Genomic DNA, 19,806 nt, shown 5'->3' with positions numbered 1-19,806 from the left:
TTCCCCTGGCGTGTTAAACCACGTCTAACGGCATTTTTTCTGTCGGTGGTGGGAAAGCCTGATTGATCATCCCCAACTCTTCATTGCTTAACGTCACCTCTAGCGCAGCGGCATTTTCAGCGACATGCGCTATCGAACTGGCTTTAGGAATAGCAACTATCCCTTCTTTACGGATCGCCCAAGCCAACAATACCTGAGCCACGCTGATGCCCTTTTGTTGTGCAATTGCCGTAAGCACCGGGTGCGTGAGCAGTGCATGGCGTAGTTTTCCTGCCTGAGCCAACGGGCAATAGGCCATTATGGGTATCTGCTGCTGCTGACAGTCTGGAATAAGATCGTATTCAATCCCGCGAGATGCGAGGTGATACAGGACCTGATTTGCCGCACAGTCCGTGCCGCCCTCCTCTGACAACAACTCGCACAAATCGTCGCTGTCAAAATTAGACACTCCCCAACGTAAAATTTTTCCCTGACGTTGCAGCGACTGCATTGCAAGGATGGTTTCCTCCAGCGGCACATTTCCCCGCCAGTGCAGCAGATAAAGATCCAGATAATCGGTCTTTAAACGCCGCAGGCTTCTTTCACAGGCGTCTACCGCATCGACAGCACCGGCATTCCACGGGTAGACCTTTGATACTAACCAGGCGCTTTCGCGACGGCCTTGCAAAGCTTCACCTACCACTGCCTCGGCACCGCCTTCGGCATACATTTCCGCCGTGTCGATAAGCTTCAGGCCCAACTCGAGACCGGCCTGTAATGCAGCGACCTCTTGTTTGCGTTGGTTGGCGTTTTCGCCCATGTACCAGGTTCCCTGACCGATGGCAGGTAAACGGGAATCACCGGAAAAAATAACGGATTTGCTCATTTGAACCTCCTGCACTGATTTTGATCGCCACAATCGTGCAAAAGGGCGCAAAGCGCCCTTATTTAGTGCAATGAAAGCGGATCAGAAGGTGTAACTGACTCCGGTCCAGATTGTGACCTGAGAATTATTGTCCACCATTGGACTGTCTTTCACTTCAGAACTTAAACGGGTATAGCGTCCAGACAGCGTGGCGTTCCAGCTCTGGTTGATGCTGTAGGCCGCCGTCAGTTCCAGATACGGGTTCCAGCTGCCATCAGCCTGATAGCTGCTCAGCCCGCTGCGACGTGATTCGCTCTTCGACACACCATAATAGTAGTCATTCTGGTTGTCGCTGCTGTAAAGCGCACCAATGCCCGGCGTCAGGCTCAGATCGCCAAACTGGAAGCGATAAAGGTAGGTTGCATCCCAAATGAAGCCATCACTGTTGCCCAGCAGATCGCCAGCCAACACGGTACGCACAATCCCCCAATCCGCCGTATGACGGTAAGTCACACCGCCCATCATGGTCATATGGCGTTTATCTAACGCCTTCAGACGCTTGTCTTTGGTGTCATCGGGATCGAAGTTTTGCGGTGAACCGAGGATCGTCAGAGAAAGCTGATCCTGCTGGTCCTTCCACAGGTAATAACCGGCGGTCAGGCTGCGGACATAGAAGCTGTCGCCTTCGTAGTTAACAATAGGGAATGGGTAGTAACGCCCCTCGCCTCCTTTATACGGGCTCTGGCTGTAAATCACCGAGGCACCAAGGGTTAGCGGGTTGGCCGTTGCCGTGAAGGCAGCAAAAGAGCAAGGTAAAAGCACAGCAAGCGCGCTAACTTTGAAATAGTTCACAATTAATTCATTCCATAAATATAACAATCAAGAGGCTAGTTTATCAGTCAACCGGGCTTTGGTTAAAAATTTACACGTTCTGTAGCACGTAGAATCAATTTTAGGGGGTGGGACGCTCATTGAGGGTTTTGGCTTATTTACAAAATTCGGCTAACCCGCATCAGACAAGGTTATCGCTGTCCCGGATTCTGACTTTGTTATTGAAATATCATTGAAAATAACCTGGGGGTCAGGAAATTTCTTAAATGCCAACTACGCTTTATTGAAAGAAGCTAATTTTTACCGGTCAAAGTAACCCTGATTTTTGTGTATCCCGATAAAAAAACGTCAGGTTGGCATAAGGGTTGCTGTACTCATTGATAAGTTCCTTCAGGGGCTAACTTCAATTCGGCTCCTGGTACCTGTGCTAAAAAAGAAAGGACGGGCATCGCTATGAATATATTCGATCACTATCGTCAGCGTTACGAAGCTGCCAAGGACGAAGAGTTCACACTGCAGGAATTTCTTACCGTTTGTCGGCAGGATCGCAGTGCATACGTAAACGCGGCAGAAAGACTGTTAATGGCTATTGGTGAGCCACAAATGGTTGATACTGCTCAGGAGCCACGCCTTTCCCGCCTGTTCTCTAACCGTGTCATTGCACGTTACCCTGCTTTTGAAGAGTTCTACGGTATGGAAGAAGCGATTGAACAGATCGTTTCCTATCTTAAACATGCCGCTCAGGGTTTAGAGGAGAAGAAACAGATCCTCTATCTGCTGGGTCCGGTGGGTGGCGGTAAATCCTCTCTGGCAGAGCGACTGAAATCGCTGATGCAGCGAGTGCCTATTTATGTCCTCAGTGCCGATGGCGAGCGCAGCCCGGTCAATGACCATCCGCTGTGCCTGTTTAATCCGCAGGAGGATGCCAATATTCTTGAGAAAGAGTATGGCGTGCCTCGTCGTTACCTTGGCACCATCATGTCGCCTTGGGCGGCAAAACGCCTGAACGATTTTGGCGGTGATATTTCCCGCTTTAAGGTGGTGAAAGTCTGGCCATCCATTCTTGAACAGTTGGCGATTGCCAAAACTGAACCTGGTGATGAGAACAATCAGGACATTTCCGCGCTGGTGGGTAAAGTAGATATCCGTAAACTCGAAAACCACGCGCAAAACGATCCTGATGCCTACGGCTACTCTGGTGCACTGTGCCGGGCGAACCAGGGGATCATGGAATTCGTGGAGATGTTTAAAGCCCCGATCAAAGTGCTGCACCCACTGCTGACCGCGACTCAGGAAGGTAACTATAACGGGACTGAGGGGATTTCCGCCCTGCCGTTTAACGGGATTATCCTGGCGCACTCCAACGAATCTGAGTGGGTCACCTTCCGTAATAACAAAAACAACGAAGCGTTCCTTGACCGTGTTTATATCGTCAAGGTGCCTTACTGCCTGCGGGTCTCTGAAGAGATCAAGATCTACACCAAACTGCTGGATCACAGTGAGCTGACCCATGCGCCTTGCGCGCCGGGCACCCTGGAAACCCTGGCTCGCTTCTCGATTCTTTCACGCTTGAAAGAGCCGGAAAACTCCAGCACCTACTCTAAAATGCGGGTGTATGATGGCGAAAGCCTGAAGGATACCGATCCGAAGGCCAAGTCCTATCAGGAGTACCGCGACTACGCCGGTGTGGACGAAGGCATGAACGGTCTGTCGACGCGTTTTGCCTTTAAAATCCTCTCGCGGGTGTTCAACTTCGATCATGCTGAGGTCGCAGCAAACCCGGTACACCTGTTCTATGTTCTGGAACAGCAGATTGAACGTGAGCAGTTCCCACAGGAGCAGTCCGAGAAGCTTCTTGAGCACCTGAAAGGCTATCTGATCCCGAAATACGCTGAGTTTATTGGCAAAGAGATCCAGACGGCTTATCTGGAATCCTATTCTGAATACGGGCAGAACATTTTCGATCGTTATGTCACCTACGCAGATTTCTGGATCCAGGATCAGGAATACCGCGATCCGGATACCGGCCAGCTGTTTGACCGTGAATCACTGAATGCGGAACTGGAAAAAATCGAGAAGCCTGCGGGGATCAGTAATCCTAAAGACTTCCGTAATGAAATCGTCAACTTTGTGCTGCGTGCCCGCGCTCATAACAGCGGCCGCAACCCGAACTGGACCAGTTACGAGAAACTGCGGACGGTGATTGAGAAGAAAATGTTCTCTAACACCGAAGAGCTGTTGCCGGTCATTTCCTTTAACGCTAAAACCTCTACGGATGAGCAGAAAAAGCACGATGATTTCGTTGATCGCATGATGGAAAAAGGGTACACCCGCAAACAGGTTCGCCTGCTGTGCGAATGGTATCTGCGCGTCAGAAAATCATCCTGATAGTTGCCTGAGAAGTTATTTACAAGGGGTCGGTAAAATCCGACCCTGCTTGCAACGATGTTTGGGGGAGTTATGGCCTATTTTATCGATCGGCGTCTCAACGGCAAAAACAAGAGCGCGGTGAATCGCCAGCGTTTCTTGCGCCGCTACAAGTCGCAAATAAAACAGTCGATCTCCGAGGCCATCAATAAGCGTTCGGTAACTGACGTCGAAAGCGGCGAATCCGTTTCTATTCCCATTGATGACATTAATGAACCGAGTTTCCATCAGGGCCGCGGCGGCCAGCGCCATCGCGTCCATCCTGGCAACGACCATTTTGTGCAAAACGATCGCGTCGAGCGCCCTCAGGGTGGCAGCGGCGGTGGTGGCAGTGGTCAGGGCAATGCCAGTCAGGACGGTGAGGGTTCAGATGAGTTTGTCTTCAATATCTCCAAAGATGAATATCTCGACCTGCTTTTTGAAGATTTGGCGCTGCCAAACCTGAAGAAAAATCAGCATCGTCAGCTCAACGAGTACAAAGTGCACCGTGCGGGCTATACCGCCAACGGTGTGCCGGCAAATATCAGCGTGGTTAAATCGCTGCAAAACTCGCTGGCTCGTCGTACTGCGATGACCGCCGGTAAGCGCCGCATGCTTGGGGAACTGGAAACTGCCCTCAAGGAGATTGAAAACGCCGAACCCGCGCAGTTGCTGGAAGAAGACCGTTTACGCAAAGAGATTGCTGAGCTTCGCGCGCGGATCAAGCGCGTGCCGTTTATCGACACCTTTGACTTGCGTTACAAAAACTTTGAAAAGCGTCCTGAGCCTTCCAGTCAGGCGGTGATGTTCTGTCTGATGGACGTTTCAGGTTCGATGGATCAGGCCACCAAAGATATGGCCAAGCGCTTCTATATCCTGTTGTATCTTTTCCTGAGCCGCACCTACAAGAATGTCGATGTGGTGTATATACGTCACCATACTCAGGCGAAGGAAGTCGATGAGCAGGAATTCTTCTATTCGCAGGAAACCGGCGGCACTATCGTTTCCAGCGCATTGAAGTTAATGGATGAAGTGGTGAAAGAGCGTTACGACCCGGCGCAATGGAATATTTATGCGGCACAGGCGTCCGATGGCGATAACTGGGCAGATGACTCCCCACTTTGCCATGAGATCCTTGCTAAAAACATCCTGCCGGTGGTGCGTTATTACAGTTACATCGAGATAACCCGACGCGCTCACCAGACCCTGTGGCGGGAGTATGAGCATCTGCAAGCCACGTTCGATAACTTTGCTATTCAGCATATTCGCGAGCCGGAAGATATCTACCCGGTATTCCGTGCACTGTTCCACAAACAGGCTGAAGAGAACCACTAATCACGCCGCTTTTTTCCTTAAGCCAGTAAGATTTTTACTGGCTTTACTCCACCATTGCCCCTCTCAACTGTGCTAAAATCCCCTCTTGCTCTACTTTTTTCATTCAATCCTGTAAATAACCCACATTTCATGCGCACTGAACGGCATTTACCCGCCTCGTTTTTGCGTTATTCTCTATCCTTAAGAAAAATGTCCACATTGGTTAAATGAAATGCACCGATGTTTTGACATTCACCGGGTTATTACAACAGACTGTTAAAGAAAGCCTTTACCACCTACAGGAGAGTGCCCCCTTGGAAGCCAGCGCAATTTACAGTTTGTTTATCATCGGTTCCGTGCTGGTTGCTGCGAGTATTTTGCTGAGTTCCTTCTCTTCAAAGCTTGGTATTCCAATTTTGGTGATTTTCCTTGCGCTGGGAATGCTGGCTGGCGTCGATGGCATCGGCGGAATTGTCTTCGATAACTACCCGGCCGCCTATCTGATCAGTAACCTTGCCTTAGCGGTGATCCTGCTTGATGGCGGCATGCGAACGCAGGCCAGCTCATTCAAAGTGGCGCTGGGCCCGGCATTGTCTCTGGCCACGGTCGGCGTATTGATTACCGCAGGTCTGACCGGCATGGCCGCGGCCTGGTTGTTTAATCTGAACATGATTGATGGCTTCCTGGTGGGTGCCATTATTGGCTCGACCGATGCGGCAGCGGTGTTCTCGCTGCTGGGCGGCAAAGGCCTTAACGAACGCGTCAGCGCGACGCTTGAAATCGAATCCGGCAGTAACGACCCGATGGCCGTGTTCCTGACCATTACCCTGATTGAGATGATCCAGCAAGGCCAGACCGGCATTGACTGGATGTTTGTCGTTCATCTGATTCAGCAATTCGGTTTGGGGATTGTACTGGGGCTCGGTGGGGGCTGGGCGTTGCAACAGCTGATCAACCGCATCTCCCTGGCCAGCGGTCTTTATCCGCTGCTGGCGGTCAGTGGGGGCATCCTGGTATTCGCGCTGACAACCGTTCTGGAAGGCAGTGGCATTCTGGCGGTGTATCTGTGTGGCTTCCTGCTGGGTAACCGCCCTATTCGTAACCGTCACGGCATCCTGCAAACCTTTGACGGCATGGCCTGGCTGAGCCAGATTGGCATGTTTTTGGTGCTGGGGCTGCTGGTCAATCCTAAAGACCTGTGGAACATTGCGCTGCCAGCGATGATGCTGTCAGCCTGGCTTATCCTGTTTGCCCGCCCGCTGTCCGTTTACATTGGCCTGTTGCCGTTCCGGGGCTTCAGTACCCGCGAGCGCTTTTTCATCAGCTGGGTGGGACTGCGAGGCGCAGTGCCGATCATCCTGGCGGTGTTCCCAATGATGGCCGGACTGCCGCACGCGTCGCTGTTCTTCAATATCGCATTCTTTGTGGTGCTGGTTTCCCTGATGGTTCAGGGCACCTCTCTGGGCTATGCCGCGCGAAAAGCCCGCGTGGTGATCCCACCTACGGCTTCGCCAATCTCTCGCGTGGGTTTGGATATCCATCCAGAAAATCCCTGGGAGCAGTTTGTCTACCAGTTGGGTGCAGACAAATGGTGCGTAGGTGCCGCATTACGTGACCTGAAGATGCCGAGGGAAACCCGGATTGCGGCGCTGTTCCGCGATAATCTTCTGCTGCATCCCACCGGCAATACCCGCCTGAGGGAAGGCGACGTGTTGTGCATCATCGGTCGCGAGAAAGACCTGCCGGAGTTAGGAAAACTCTTCAGCCAGTCTCCGCCGGTATCGCTCGATCAACGTTTCTTCGGCGACTTTATTCTGCAAGCCGATGCCCGACTGCATGATGTTTCTGAAATTTACGGCATCGATCTGGATGAAGAGACGAATGTTCAGCAGACGCTGGGCCATCTGATTGCGGGCATGATCGGTGGCGCACCGGTCGTGGGTGACCAGGTGGAGTGGAAAAACATGATCTGGACCGTGGCAGAGAAAGAAGCCAACGAGATTGTGAAGATTGGTGTGCGGGTAGCCGAAGAGAAAGAATAACCGGTCGATAGTTAAGATAAAGACTAATCCTGGTCCTGAATACTCGCTCTCCTGACGTTAACGTCTACGCTTAGAGTTCGTGTCTGGACTAAAGAGGAGACTATCATGGGACATATCGTCAAGATTGGCCGTTGTGAAATCATCGATGCAGAGCTGGATGCGCAGAATGTGGAGACCGTCAGCATTCCCTGTCAGACCAATCCCGACCTGAGTTATCAGTTGGACGGATGGGATGGTGAAACCAGCGTACCGGCGTGGATTGACGGCGAGCCTGTCGATCTGGCCATCGGGCATTATGACAAACAGCAGGATCGCTGGATACTAAAAAAACCGGCCTGATCCTTTCTGCCCTGCTCACCGTGACGAATTTTCGTGGCGGTGAAGCCTTCATTTAAATACCCTCTCTCTGTTATTAAACCGTCATACTGCCTGACTTTTCCCTCTATTTAACCGCTTCGGTTAACGCGTATTAATCCTAATTTTATTTTGCTCACTTTCCCGCCACTTTTAGGATTTTCCCGTATTAACTAACTCAAACAACTGCTGCATACTCGTCCTACTGCTTCATGGTGAAACAGAGTGATATTCACGCTGCTGTATGTTTCATTACTGTCCCATTTGTTCTTCTCGCTCTGAATGCGGCGAGCTACCAAGAATAATTTATTGATTCTAGTGGAATTAGTATCAATACCTTTACTCCTGAACGCGTGCATTAACCTCGTCAGGTTACTGATTCTTAAAGAAAAGAGAGCAGGCACTATGGCAAGTACTCTTGTACTGAATGACCGTCGCCGTGCGTTTAGCGGCACCCGAAAAAACATTATTGCCAAGATCACGTTAAGTCTTTCAGATTTAATCTCTATTAATCTGGCCCTGTTTTTATCCGCGGCTACTGTGCAAGGTATTTGGGGTGACTTAGATATATTTATCCCGCCTCAGGAAGTGAAAATCCGCTTCATTGCGCAATTCGTTATGTCGGTGGTTTGTACCGCCTGGTTTTGGATGCGGTTACGTCATTACACCTACCGCAAACCATTCTGGTTTGAATTAAAAGAAATAATTAAAACCCTGGTGATTTTCTCTCTGCTTGATTTGGCGCTGATTGCCTTTTCCAAGTGGGACTTCTCCCGCATGCTGTGGAGCTTCACCTGGGCCTACGCGCTGGTATTGGTGCCGCTGCTGCGTTCAAGCGTTAAGCACGCCATCCTCAAGGCGGGCCAGTGGCAGAAGCAAACCATCATCATCGGTTCCGGCAAAAATGCCCGTGAAGCCTATGCTGCGCTGCAAAGTGAAGAGCTGCTGGGCTATGAAGTCACGGCGTTTGTTGCTCCCAACGGCCATACCGGCGCCGAAAGTATGAATGGCGTTCCGGTCATCACTTCGAAAGATATTGTCTGGGATACGGTTGACCTGGAAAACACCCAGTTTATCGTGGCCATGGAATATGAGCAGCAAGGGATGCGTGATAAGTGGCTGAAACTGCTGTCGAAGAAGAAGTGTCGTTCAGTTTCGGTGGTGCCTACCCTGCGCGGTGTGCCGCTGTACGGTACCGATATGTCCTTTATCTTCAGCCATGAAGTGATGATCCTGCGGGTCAGTAACAACCTGGCAAAACGTTCTTCCCGTTTCCTCAAGCGTACCTTTGACGTGGTGGTTGCCTCTATGCTGCTGCTGTTCCTGGCTCCCGCATTCGGTCTGATTTGCTGGATGGTGGGCCGCGATGGCGGTAACAAGATTTACGGTCATGAACGCGTCGGTCAGGATGGTCACAAATTTAAATGCCTGAAGTTCCGTTCTATGGTCACCAACTCGAAGGAAGTGCTGGAAGAACTGCTGGCCACCAGCGAAGAAGCACGTATTGAGTGGGATAAAGACTTTAAGCTGAAAAACGATCCGCGCGTGACGAAGATCGGGGCGTTTCTGCGTAAAACCAGTCTTGATGAGCTGCCTCAGCTGTGGAACGTGCTGCGGGGCGAAATGAGTCTGGTGGGTCCGCGTCCGGTCATTGAAGCTGAACTTGAGCGCTATGCCGGTGACGTTGATTACTACCTGATGGCCAAACCGGGCATGACCGGGTTGTGGCAGGTCAGTGGCCGTAATGATATCGACTACGACACCCGCGTGTACTTTGACTCCTGGTACGTTAAGAACTGGGCATTGTGGACCGATATCGCCATCCTGTTCAAAACAGCCGGTGTGGTGCTGCGTCGCGATGGTGCTTATTAAAACAGTCAGATAAGTGAGAGTCATGCCCGCCCGTGTTGGCATGACTCTCGCCTTTCCATAAAATTCTTCCAACTCCCCTTTTCTTTTCCAGCCGTTATCTCTACCCTGTGCGGCTTGCTTTTAAACGGATGCCGTCACGCACGATGCAAAAATTCACCCTTCTTCTTCTCAGCCTGGTGCTTCTGGCGCCGCTGGGCATTGACCTCTACCTGCCGACACTGCCCGATATCGCTCTCGGTTTGAATACGCCGGTGACCACGATTCAGACCACCATTCCGCTGTTTCTGCTGGTCATGGGCTTAGGTCAGATTGTGGCGGGACCGCTGGTCGATAACTTCGGCAGAAAGCCGATTGCCATTGCCGGTCTGTTGCTGTATCTGCTGGGCAGTATTCTGGCGGCGACGGCGACCGGTTGGCCGCAATTCCTCACCGCGCGTATCGTTCAGGGCTGTGCCGTATGCTGTACGGCTGTGGTGGCCTTCAGCGGCGTCCGTGACCGTCTGGAAGGTGATGAAGCAGCCAGAGCTTACGGCTTTCTTAACGGGGCGTTAAATATCGTTCCGGCGCTGGCACCGATGCTCGGCGGCTTCCTGGCGGATGCCTATGGCTGGCGGGCGCCTTTCTGGTTCCTGACCGGTTATGCGCTGGTGATTGGCCTGATGATTTGGCGCTTCCTGCCGGAAACGCGTCCTGCGGGCACGCTGGCGGTGAAAGGGATCCCTTTGCGCCAGTACGCACAAATACTGCGTGAACCCCGCTTCCTGGCGTTCACCTTTGCCAATGCCGGAGCGATGGGCATGGTGCTGACCTATGTTTCGCTCGCACCGCAGGTACTGATGACCGAAGGCAAGCTGACCGCCCTGCAATTCTCAATTGCCTTTGGCGCGAACGGTTTCTGGATCATGTTAGTCAGCGTGCTGGTAAATAAAATGATCCGTAAGCTGGGCCGCCCTATCTGCCTGGCCATCGGCAGTCTGGCGATGGCGGCAGGTGCACTGACTATGCTAGGCGGTATGCTGATTTTCCCGGCCGGGATGCAGACCAGCTGGGCACTGTATATGTTCCCGGTGGCGATCTCGGTAGCCGGACTGGCGTTTACCGTCGGCCCCGCCACCAGCTATGCGCTTGAGCCTTATCAACAGCAGGCGGGCGTGGCGTCGGCGCTGGCAGGATTTATTCAGATGGCAGGCGGTTCATCGGCGGGCTTGCTGGCGATGGCACTGCCGCTGAACGAAAAGTTTGCGCTCAGTGCCATGATGATCATTGGTGCGGTGCTGACCTCACTGGCGTGGGTCAGCAGTAAGAAAGTACGCGGTACCCTGACCGCGCTAAAAACTAGCTGATTTTGACCGGCACGCGGGTGGCCAGAGCGCACATCAGCTCGTAACCTACCGTGCCGGCGGCTTCAGCCACTTCATCAATCTTGATGTTACTGCCCCAAAGCTCAACCTGACTCCCAATCCCAGCCTGCAGGCAAGGGGTTAAATCCACGGTAATCATGTCCATTGAGATCGCACCAACGGTATGCGTTCTCACGCCATCGACCCACACCGGCGTTCCGGTTGGCGCATGACGCGGATAGCCATCCGCATAACCGCAGGCCACCACGCCAATACGCTGTTCGCCCTGAGCACGATAGCGTGAACCGTAACCGACTCCGTCACCGGCCTTTAAGTTCTGAATAGCGATGATTTCGCTGTTCAGCGACATCACCGGTTGCAGCCCACTGCTGGCGATGTCCTGCCATTTTCCGCTGGGTGACGCGCCATACAGAATTATACCCGGCCGAACCCAGTCATGATGCGTGTGAGGATGCCATAGCGTCGCGGCCGAGTTCGCCAGTGAACGCGGGCAATCCAGCCCTTCGGCTGCCTGCTCAATACGTCTGAGCGGTTGTTCAATGCCTTCGCTGGTCTCGGCTTCCGCGAAGTGCGCCATCAGCGTCATTTCGCCCACATTTTCCAGACCGCGTAGTTTGTTCCAGGCCTGCTGCACCTGCTCCGGTGCGAAGCCGAGCCGGTTCATGCCGCTATTCACCTTCAGATAGATATCGAGCGGTGCAGAGAGCTTCGCTTTTGCCAGCGCCTGGATCTGCCAGTTGCTGTGCACGCTGGTGGTCAGGCGATACTGGTCGAGGATCGCCAGCTCATCAGCATGGAAAAACCCTTCCAGCAGCAGGATCGGCTTCTTCCAACCGCGCTCGCGCAGCAGGATCGCTTCTTCAAGATTCAACAACGCGAAGCCGTCCGTATCGGCAAAACTCTGCCAGACGCGGTCAATACCGTGGCCATAGGCATTTGCTTTTACCACGGACCACACACGGGAATGAGGTGCAGCCTGGCGGGCAACCGCCAGGTTATGCCGCAACGCGCTGGTGTCGACAGTTGCGACAATCGGACGAGACATAACTTCTCCTGGTTCTCAATACGGGAAGATCAGCGGGCCGCGTGGAGCGTGTGGCCCGGTGTCGGGTAAAATCCCGGCAGATAACGCATCACCGACAGATCGTCTGCAGCAATGGCAGGGGTACGTCCGGAGATGATATCAGAAAGCAGCTGTCCGGAACCGCAGGCCATGGTCCAACCGAGCGTTCCGTGACCAGTGTTGAGGAAAAGATTCTTCAGCGGCGTGCGGCCAACGATTGGCGTGCCGTCCGGCGTCATCGGACGCAGCCCGGTCCAGAACGTCGCCTGCTCAATATGCCCCCCTTCCGGGTAGAGGTCGCCGACCACCATTTCCAGCGTTTCCCGCCGGGCTGGCAACAGCTTCGTGTTGTAGCCAACAATTTCCGCCATCCCGCCGACGCGAATACGATCGTCAAAACGCGTGATGGCCACTTTATAGGTTTCGTCGAGCACGGTAGAGACCGGTGACGCCTGTTCATTTTTGATCGGAATGGTCAGCGAATAGCCTTTCAGCGGGTAGACGGGCACCTTGACGATATCGTTTAACAGTGCGGTTGAGTAAGAGCCGAAGGCCACCACATAGGCATCTGCCGTCACCGTTTCAGCACCACATTTGACGCCCGTAATCTGATTGCCTTCCTGCAGCAACGCATCAACCGGGGTATTAAAGCGGAAAGTCACGCCAGCGCTGGCGGCCATTTCCGCCAGACGCTGAGTAAACAGCTGGCAGTCGCCCGTTTCGTCATTCGGCAGGCGCAAACCCCCGGTTAGCTTATGCTGAGTGGTGGCAAGTGCGGGCTCCGCATCCGCCAGCTGCGCCGCTTCCAGCAGTTCATAAGGTACACCGGCCTCTTTCAGCACGGCGATGTCTTTGGTGGCGCTTTCAAACTGCTGACTGGTGCGGAAAAGTTGCAGCGTGCCGCCCTGCCGTCCTTCATAAGCAATACCGGTTTGCTGGCGCAAGGCTTTCAGGCAGTCCCGGCTATATTCGGCAATCCGCACCATGCGGCTTTTGTTTTCCTGATAGTGGTGCATATCGCAGTTACGCAGCATCTGCCACATCCACTCCAGCTGAAAACGACTGCCATCCGGACGGATCGCCAGCGGTGCATGGCGCTGGAACATCCATTTAATGGCTTTTAACGGCACGCCTGGCGCGGCCCAGGGAGCAGCATAACCCGGAGAAATCTGCCCGGCGTTGCCCGCACTGGTTTCCATCGCCACGCCCGGTTGACGGTCAATCACCGTCACTTCATGCCCGGCCTGTGCCAGATACCAGGCGCTTGCCACGCCGACCACACCACTACCCAGAATGACAACTCGCATAACCGCACCACCGCCGTTGAGAAAAGAGGAATTAACTGGATTACTGCGAGTGCTACGGTTTAAAACACTACAACCACATCAGCAACATCGCACTGACATATTTCACATGTTTTTTACTCTGAAGGGTAATAAAAAGAAGATGAGCGGTTATATTCGGAATTTAATACTGCCAAACAGCGGTTGAAAGCAGCATATCAGTCCAAATCAGGCATTTTTCACTTTTCTCAGCAGAAAGTGATCCGTTCAGATCTTTCGCTTATATACAGCACATAATTCTGTTTTGTGAGCCATTTCTCGCATTTCACCTGACGTTAAAATTATTTTCCCTTGGCGACTCTATTTTCTGTCGAAAATTTCCATTGTATTCATCAGAGCAATCAGAGAGAGTGAACTATCATTGAGGTATTGGCTTTAATTCCAGGCTTGCCTTTGCGGTCGCAGTGCAGCGGCAGGTCGACATGAAAACGGATGTTTTGCCGCTACGTGTTGTAACGTCGAAAACCGGTTTTTAAAAAGGGGTGCGCTATGACGACTATCTTTGACGGTCCCATAAAGGACAGCAAACGACTCAGTGATGGACCAGACTGGACCTTCGATCTGCTTGATGATTACCTGAAAGAGATCGATCGCGTCGCTAAGCTCTACCGGCTTGAAACCTACCCCCATCAGATCGAAGTGATCACATCTGAGCAAATGATGGATGCCTACTCCAGCGTGGGGATGCCTATCAACTATGCGCATTGGTCCTTCGGTAAGAAATTCATTGAAACCGAACAGCGCTACAAACATGGTCAGCAAGGCCTGGCGTATGAAATCGTCATTAACTCCAATCCTTGTATCGCCTATCTGATGGAAGAGAACACCATCACAATGCAGGCGCTGGTGATGGCTCATGCCTGTTATGGGCATAATTCTTTTTTCAGAAACAACTACTTGTTCCGCAGCTGGACCGATGCCAGTTCGATTGTCGATTACCTGATCTTCGCCCGTAACTACATTGCCAAGTGCGAAGAGCGCTACGGTCTTGAGGAAGTCGAAAAACTGCTCGACTCCTGCCACGCGCTGATGAATTACGGTGTCGACCGTTATAAGCGCCCACAAAAAATCTCCCTGCAGGAAGAGACCGCTCGCCAGCAGAGCCGTGAAGAATATCTGCAAAGCCAGGTGAACATGCTGTGGCGTACCTTGCCGCGCCGCGAGAAGGAATCCTCGCAGGCGGAAGCCGCACGCTACCCTTCTGAGCCACAGGAAAACCTGCTCTATTTTATGGAAAAAAATGCGCCGTTGCTGGAATCATGGCAGCGTGAGATTTTGCGTATTGTGCGTAAAGTCAGCCAGTATTTTTATCCGCAGAAACAGACTCAGGTCATGAATGAGGGCTGGGCAACATTCTGGCATTACACCATCCTCAATCACTTGTATGACGAGGGTAAAGTTTCCGAACGCTTCATGCTGGAGTTCCTGCACAGCCACACCAATGTGGTGTTCCAGCCGCCTTACAACAGCCAGTGGTATAACGGCATCAACCCTTATGCGCTGGGCTTTGCCATGTTCCAGGATATCAAACGTATCTGTCAGGAACCGACTGAAGAAGATCGTTACTGGTTCCCGGATATTGCCGGCAGCGACTGGCTGGAAACGATGCACTTTGCCATGCGCGAGTTTAAGGACGAGAGCTTTATCAGCCAGTTCCTGTCGCCGAAAGTGATGCGCGATTTCCGCCTGTTTACGGTAATGGACGATGACCGCAATAATTTCCTCGAGATTGCTGCCATCCATGATGAAGCCGGCTATCGGGCTATTCGCCAGCAGCTTTCAGCGCAGTACAACCTCAGTAACCTTGAACCGAATATTCAGGTCTATGATGTTGACCTGCGTGGCGATCGCTCTCTGACGCTGCGCTATGTGCCTAACAGTCGTGCGCCGTTAGACAAGAGCCGCAGAGAAGTGTTGAAGCATGTACACCGTCTGTGGGGCTTTGACATCCATCTTGAGCAGCTTAACGACGATGGCAGCACCGAGTTACTCGATCGCTGCCCGCCGCGCACCTCTACCCTGTAGATTTTGCGTATAAAAAAAGCCGGTTCAACTGAACCGGCTTTTTCTTGCGCTGCTGTTAGCGACGCTGCGGAGGCAAATCCGTTGGCATAGTATTCTGCATACCGTGCCAGATCTCGCCGCTCCGGCGACCGTAGTCACGGACGGAATCGACAATTTTATCAAACTGTTCGTTCTGACAAATGGTCAGTAACTGCTGATAAAAATCACGTGCCAGCTGACGCGCTTCCGGGTTGGAAAAATAATGCCGTCCTACCCGCGTATACAGCCCTTTCAGGCCGTTCAGGATCAAACCATAAATAGGGTTGCCTGAGGCAAACGCCAGACCGCGGAAAATGCTGTAATCGAGGTCGGTATAGGCTTCGGCTTTGTCTTCTACATTCTGCGCGGTCAACAGCACTTCTTTGGCTTTATCCGGATAGGTGCGGATCGCACGGCGGATAAAGATTGAGGAGATGTTGGTGCGAACCGACAGCAGATTATCGATCAGCTGTGGAACGCTATCGTGATCGAGGCGCGCCAGCGTTTCCAGAATGCTCAGGCCGGAGGTCTCCCAGAAGTTATTCACTTTGGTCGGTTTGCCGTGCTGAATGGTTAGCCAGCCATCGCGTGCCAGACGTTGGAGCACTTCACGCAAGGTAGTACGGGTGACACCAATCAATTCAGAAAGCTCACGCTCTGCGGGCAAAATCGAACCCGGCGGGAAGCGACTGTTCCAGATGCTTTCTATAATGTACTCTTCAGCGAAACCCGCAGGGCTCTGCGCCTTAATGACCATAGCGTTTTGTTTCCGTTGCGTTCATGACTGCAAATATTGGGCTCATCATACCAGATGCCCTGGCGATGACATAGACCGCCACTGGCCTAAAACGGCACCCATCCCGCAAATATCCGAAAAAAGAGCCGACGCTTTCACGGGCCATTTTTCGTCCTGAATCGCCCTACTCGCTGCAAGCGCTCAAAAGCAGGTTTATTGCCACTCTGTTTAACTTAAGTCATTTTATGCAATAAAATTTCTTCCCCTGTGGCTGGCACGGTGAGTCATTTAGTTTACACTGCCGTTTGAACGCCCTTCACATGGAATGAATATGTTGCGATATCTGAATAGCTGTTCCGGCGGCCGTGGTGCCTGGTTACTGCTGGCCTTCACCGCTTTTGCCCTGGAAATGGCCGCACTCTACTTTCAGCATGTCATGATGCTGAAACCCTGCGTAATGTGTATTTATGAGCGTTGTGCCCTGTTTGGCGTGATGGGTGCTGGCCTGGTCGGCGCGATTGCGCCAAAAACCCCGCTGCGCTGGGTCGCCATTCTGGTGTGGCTCTACAGCGCCTGGGAAGGCGTCCGCCTTTCATGGGAGCACACCATGATCCAGCTGCACCCGAACCCGTTTGTCACCTGTGATTTTGCCGCCCGTTTCCCAGGCTGGCTGCCACTGGATAAATGGCTGCCATCCGTATTTGTAGCAACCGGTGACTGCACCGAGAAGCTGTGGACGTTCCTGACGCTGGGCATGCCACAGTGGTTGGTTGTGGTCTTTGCCGCGTACCTGATTGTGGGTGTGCTGGTATTGATAGCGCAACCCTTCAAGCCGAAGCGCCGGGATTTGTTCTCGCGCTAAGCGTTAAGCAACCCCGGCAAGATCAAGCCCGCCTCTCGCGGGCTTTTTTGTGGCTGAAAATCACATGGCCAGGCAAAATATTTGTCGGATGGTGATTGCGCTACTAAGCTGAAAATACGCAAGAAAAGTCCAAGGAGTGTTATGAAACGAATCGTATTTGTGCTGGCACTGGCTCTCTCTTCTGCTGTCCTTGCAGGCTGTGCCCCAAGGGACAACCTGCATGCTCCGCCACCTGCACCACCGGGTGGTCATCAACTTCCCGGCGCGCCTGGCGGCAGCGACCCATCGGGTCAGCCTCAGGCTTAACGCGGACTTTTCAGGTGGGATCAAAAAAGCCGCCCTGTTTATTCAGCGGCGGCTTTTTTATGCTCAGCGGTGAGGCCGGTTAATAATATGGTCTTCCCAGTCCCGCACTTCACTTTCCCGCACGGCAATATGACGTACCGAAATACGCTCGGCATGCATCGCCGATTTAGAGCCGGTGCGTAAAGGATGCCAGACCGGTAAATTTTTACCTTCCGCCAGCACCCGATAGGCACAGCTCGGCGGCAGCCAGGAGAAAGTCGGCAAATTATCGCGCGTTAACTTGATGCAGTCTTCTTCATATTCGAAGCGACGCTCATAGTTACGGCACTGGCAGGTTTTAATGTTGAGTTGGTTACACGCGACGTTGGTAAAGTAGATTTCGTCGGTGTCAGCATCCTGCAGCTTGTTAAGACAGCACTGGCCACAACCGTCACACAAGGATTCCCATTCCTCATCACTCATTTGTTCCAGCGTTTTCCGCTGCCAGAAAGGGGTATCAGTCATGTTCGGTGTCCCGTTTAAGTAAAAGCCCGCACCTTATAAACAGTTCGGGCTTCAGATGCAAGTCTTACAGCACGCGGGTGGCGACGCCACGACCGCCCAGAGACACTTCCAGCGTGTCACCGGAGGCCATCGGGCCAACGCCTTCAGGCGTGCCGGTCAGAATAACGTCACCGGCGCGCAGGGTAAAGAATTTGCTCATATAGGCAATCAGCGGCAGGATTTTGTGGATCATGTCTTCAGTATTGCCGTGCTGACGCACTTCACCATTGACCACCAGCTTCAGCTCGATATTCTGCGGATCTGCCTCGAACTCGCTGACCGGAATAAAGCCTGAAATCGGGCAAGAGTTGTCAAAACCCTTGGCTTTCTCCCACGGCTGTCCGGCCTTTTTGCAGCCAGCCTGCACATCACGCAGGGTTAAATCCAGCGCGATACCGTAACCGGCAATCGCTTTAGCCACATGCTCTTCGGTCGCATGCTTCAGCGTTGAGCCAATCAGAACGGCCAGCTCCACTTCGTGGTGTACCGCGCCGAGATCTTTCGGGATCGACAGCGGCTGGCGGATATCGCAAATCGCGGTTTCTGGTTTGATAAACAGCACAGGCTCAGAGGGCGTGGCGCTGCCCATCTCTTTGATGTGTTTGGCATAGTTGCTGCCCACGCACACCACTTTGCTTACCGGATAGTCCAACAAAGCGCCCTGCCAGTTATGATGCTGATACATACTGTTCCCCTGCCTAAGTTGAGAGTGAATGGCCCGGTTTGAGCCATTTGTCCATTCCTGCCTTCGCGCTATTGCGAAATAGCGTCAGCCATCATGCCGATGCTGATGGCGAAATAATAAGACCGATTCCAGTGCATGATGGTGCGAAAATTGTCATAAACCATGAATGCACGGCCTGGCGTATCGTCCGGCAGAATAATCCAGGCACGCTGATGGGTATCTGGCAGCGCGCTATCGCTGGTCATTCGCACGCCGAGTTTCTCCCACTCGCCGACGGTTTTGGCCTGTGCATCTTTGATGCCGGCCTGATCGGTCACGAAATCAACCGGCAGCACAATTTCCCTACCCCAGCTTTCGCCCGCTTTCCAGCCCTCTTTCGACAGATAATTGGCGGTGGAAGCAAAGACATCGTCGACGTTGTTCCAGATATCAATTTTGCCATCACCATCGCCATCAGCTCCGTACTGCATAAAGGAACTTGGCATAAACTGGTTCTGTCCCATCGCGCCTGCCCAGGAGCCTTTCATCTCCTCTGGCGCAATGTGCTGCTGCTGAATAATTTTCAGCGCGGCAATCAGCTCTTTGGTGAAGAACGCTTCGCGTCGTCCTTCAAACGCCAGCGTCGAGAGCGATGAAATCACATCTTCTCTGCCCTGAATTTTACCAAAGCTACTCTCCATCGCCCAAAGCGCAACGATATATTGCGGCTGGACGCCGGTCTGCTGGCTGACCGGCATCAGCTGCCCTTGATATAGCTGCAGATTGTCACGGCCCTGTTGGATCTTCTTATCAGTCATCACCCGTGACAGGTAATCGCTTAACGTAACCTTTTTCTCTAACTGGTTCCGATCGGAGGTAATTACGTGATCAACGAAATGCACATTGGCAAAAGCAGCATCGACGGTGGCGCGGTCGATTCCTTGCTGTAGCGCCTGCGCTTTCAGTTGCTCGACGTAGCCGGGGAATTCAGCCGGGTCGCGGCCGGTAGCGGCCAGCGTGGTTTTGCTGGGCTGTTGCAGAAAGCCACCCTGGGAGGGTGCGCTGGCGGGCGGTTTAGCGGGAACTGGGGTTTCCGGCGCAGGGGCTGCGCTGTTTTTACTGGCGCATCCGGCCAATAACAGGGAGAAAATAATGCTACTGAGGGATGTAAGCTTCATGCGGGCATCCTTTTTTTGCCGTCGCCGCCACAATTTAAATCCAG

The 19,806-nt window shown here is 52.8% G+C and carries 17 protein-coding genes; 9 read left to right on the top strand and 8 right to left on the bottom strand.

Annotated elements, in window-relative coordinates; all coding sequences use genetic code 11:
• Nucleotides 1-13: 13 nt before the first annotated feature.
• The gene (locus AC0IXH_RS04785) at nt 14-865 is read right to left on the bottom strand and encodes an aldo/keto reductase (protein WP_013202441.1); all 852 of its coding nucleotides are present in this window, start codon (nt 863-865) and stop codon (nt 14-16) included.
• 81 nt (nt 866-946) lie between these two features.
• A complete protein-coding gene (locus tag AC0IXH_RS04780) occupies nt 947-1,696 on the bottom strand; it encodes a MipA/OmpV family protein (protein WP_013202442.1) in 750 nt (249 codons plus the stop codon).
• A gap of 432 nt (nt 1,697-2,128) precedes the next feature.
• On the opposite strand from AC0IXH_RS04780, the gene yeaG reads away from it, so the two are divergent.
• From yeaG to AC0IXH_RS04750, 6 genes are all read left to right on the top strand, one after another.
• On the top strand, nt 2,129-4,063 hold the full coding sequence (gene yeaG / locus AC0IXH_RS04775) for a protein kinase YeaG (protein ID WP_013202443.1): 1,935 nt from the start codon (nt 2,129-2,131) through the stop codon (nt 4,061-4,063).
• 72 nt (nt 4,064-4,135) lie between these two features.
• Nucleotides 4,136-5,416 carry a YeaH/YhbH family protein gene (locus AC0IXH_RS04770; protein ID WP_013202444.1) on the top strand — a complete coding sequence of 427 codons (1,281 nt, stop codon included), beginning with the start codon at nt 4,136-4,138 and terminating at the stop codon, nt 5,414-5,416.
• 293 nt (nt 5,417-5,709) lie between these two features.
• Entirely contained in the window at nt 5,710-7,437 is a 1,728-nt protein-coding gene (locus tag AC0IXH_RS04765) for a potassium/proton antiporter (RefSeq protein ID WP_013202445.1), read from the top strand.
• A 105-nt stretch (nt 7,438-7,542) separates the two neighbouring features.
• Nucleotides 7,543-7,776 (top strand): DUF1480 family protein, encoded by a 234-nt coding sequence (locus AC0IXH_RS04760; protein ID WP_471720055.1) that lies wholly within the window; start codon nt 7,543-7,545, stop codon nt 7,774-7,776.
• 420 nt (nt 7,777-8,196) lie between these two features.
• Nucleotides 8,197-9,663, top strand: coding sequence for an undecaprenyl-phosphate galactose phosphotransferase WbaP (wbaP, locus tag AC0IXH_RS04755; protein ID WP_053142792.1), 1,467 nt, complete (start codon nt 8,197-8,199; stop codon nt 9,661-9,663).
• Between the two features lie 143 nt (nt 9,664-9,806).
• On the top strand, nt 9,807-11,006 hold the full coding sequence (locus AC0IXH_RS04750; protein WP_346567473.1) for a multidrug effflux MFS transporter: 1,200 nt from the start codon (nt 9,807-9,809) through the stop codon (nt 11,004-11,006).
• Here AC0IXH_RS04750 and dadX read toward each other — a convergent pair.
• On the bottom strand, nt 10,999-12,069 hold the full coding sequence (dadX, locus tag AC0IXH_RS04745; RefSeq protein ID WP_346567475.1) for a catabolic alanine racemase DadX: 1,071 nt from the start codon (nt 12,067-12,069) through the stop codon (nt 10,999-11,001). The two genes, AC0IXH_RS04750 and dadX, sit on opposite strands and share 8 nt — an antisense overlap.
• 29 nt (nt 12,070-12,098) lie before the next feature.
• The gene (locus tag AC0IXH_RS04740; protein WP_013202450.1) at nt 12,099-13,394 is read right to left on the bottom strand and encodes a D-amino acid dehydrogenase; all 1,296 of its coding nucleotides are present in this window, start codon (nt 13,392-13,394) and stop codon (nt 12,099-12,101) included.
• A 525-nt stretch (nt 13,395-13,919) separates the two neighbouring features.
• Between AC0IXH_RS04740 and AC0IXH_RS04735 the strand changes: the two genes are divergently transcribed.
• Nucleotides 13,920-15,455 (top strand): SpoVR family protein, encoded by a 1,536-nt coding sequence (locus AC0IXH_RS04735; protein ID WP_013202451.1) that lies wholly within the window; start codon nt 13,920-13,922, stop codon nt 15,453-15,455.
• 55 nt (nt 15,456-15,510) lie between these two features.
• On the opposite strand, the gene fadR is transcribed toward AC0IXH_RS04735, so the two are convergent.
• Nucleotides 15,511-16,230 carry a fatty acid metabolism transcriptional regulator FadR gene (fadR, locus tag AC0IXH_RS04730; protein WP_013202452.1) on the bottom strand — a complete coding sequence of 240 codons (720 nt, stop codon included), beginning with the start codon at nt 16,228-16,230 and terminating at the stop codon, nt 15,511-15,513.
• A 310-nt stretch (nt 16,231-16,540) separates the two neighbouring features.
• On the opposite strand from fadR, the gene dsbB reads away from it, so the two are divergent.
• Nucleotides 16,541-17,071, top strand: a complete 531-nt coding sequence (dsbB, locus tag AC0IXH_RS04725) for a disulfide bond formation protein DsbB (protein WP_471720054.1) — start codon at nt 16,541-16,543, stop codon at nt 17,069-17,071.
• Nucleotides 17,072-17,212: 141 nt separating this feature from the next.
• The gene (locus AC0IXH_RS04720; protein WP_167738416.1) at nt 17,213-17,377 is read left to right on the top strand and encodes a hypothetical protein; all 165 of its coding nucleotides are present in this window, start codon (nt 17,213-17,215) and stop codon (nt 17,375-17,377) included.
• 63 nt (nt 17,378-17,440) lie between these two features.
• Here AC0IXH_RS04720 and AC0IXH_RS04715 read toward each other — a convergent pair whose 3' ends face one another.
• The 3 genes from AC0IXH_RS04715 to AC0IXH_RS04705 all read right to left on the bottom strand — a co-directional run bounded on the left by AC0IXH_RS04715 (nt 17,441) and on the right by AC0IXH_RS04705 (nt 19,762).
• On the bottom strand, nt 17,441-17,881 hold the full coding sequence (locus AC0IXH_RS04715; RefSeq protein WP_013202455.1) for a YcgN family cysteine cluster protein: 441 nt from the start codon (nt 17,879-17,881) through the stop codon (nt 17,441-17,443).
• 64 nt (nt 17,882-17,945) lie between these two features.
• A complete protein-coding gene (locus AC0IXH_RS04710; RefSeq protein ID WP_265910656.1) occupies nt 17,946-18,605 on the bottom strand; it encodes a fumarylacetoacetate hydrolase family protein in 660 nt (219 codons plus the stop codon).
• A gap of 68 nt (nt 18,606-18,673) precedes the next feature.
• Complete coding sequence (locus tag AC0IXH_RS04705; RefSeq protein WP_346594463.1) at nt 18,674-19,762, bottom strand: lytic murein transglycosylase; 1,089 nt, start codon at nt 19,760-19,762, stop codon at nt 18,674-18,676.
• Between the last annotated feature and the right edge of the window lie 44 nt (nt 19,763-19,806).

It is taken from the genome of Erwinia sp. AC075 (assembly GCF_979253995.1).
The sequence above is the reverse complement of the archived record's forward strand: the minus strand, read 5'-3'. Positions and strand labels throughout refer to the sequence as shown.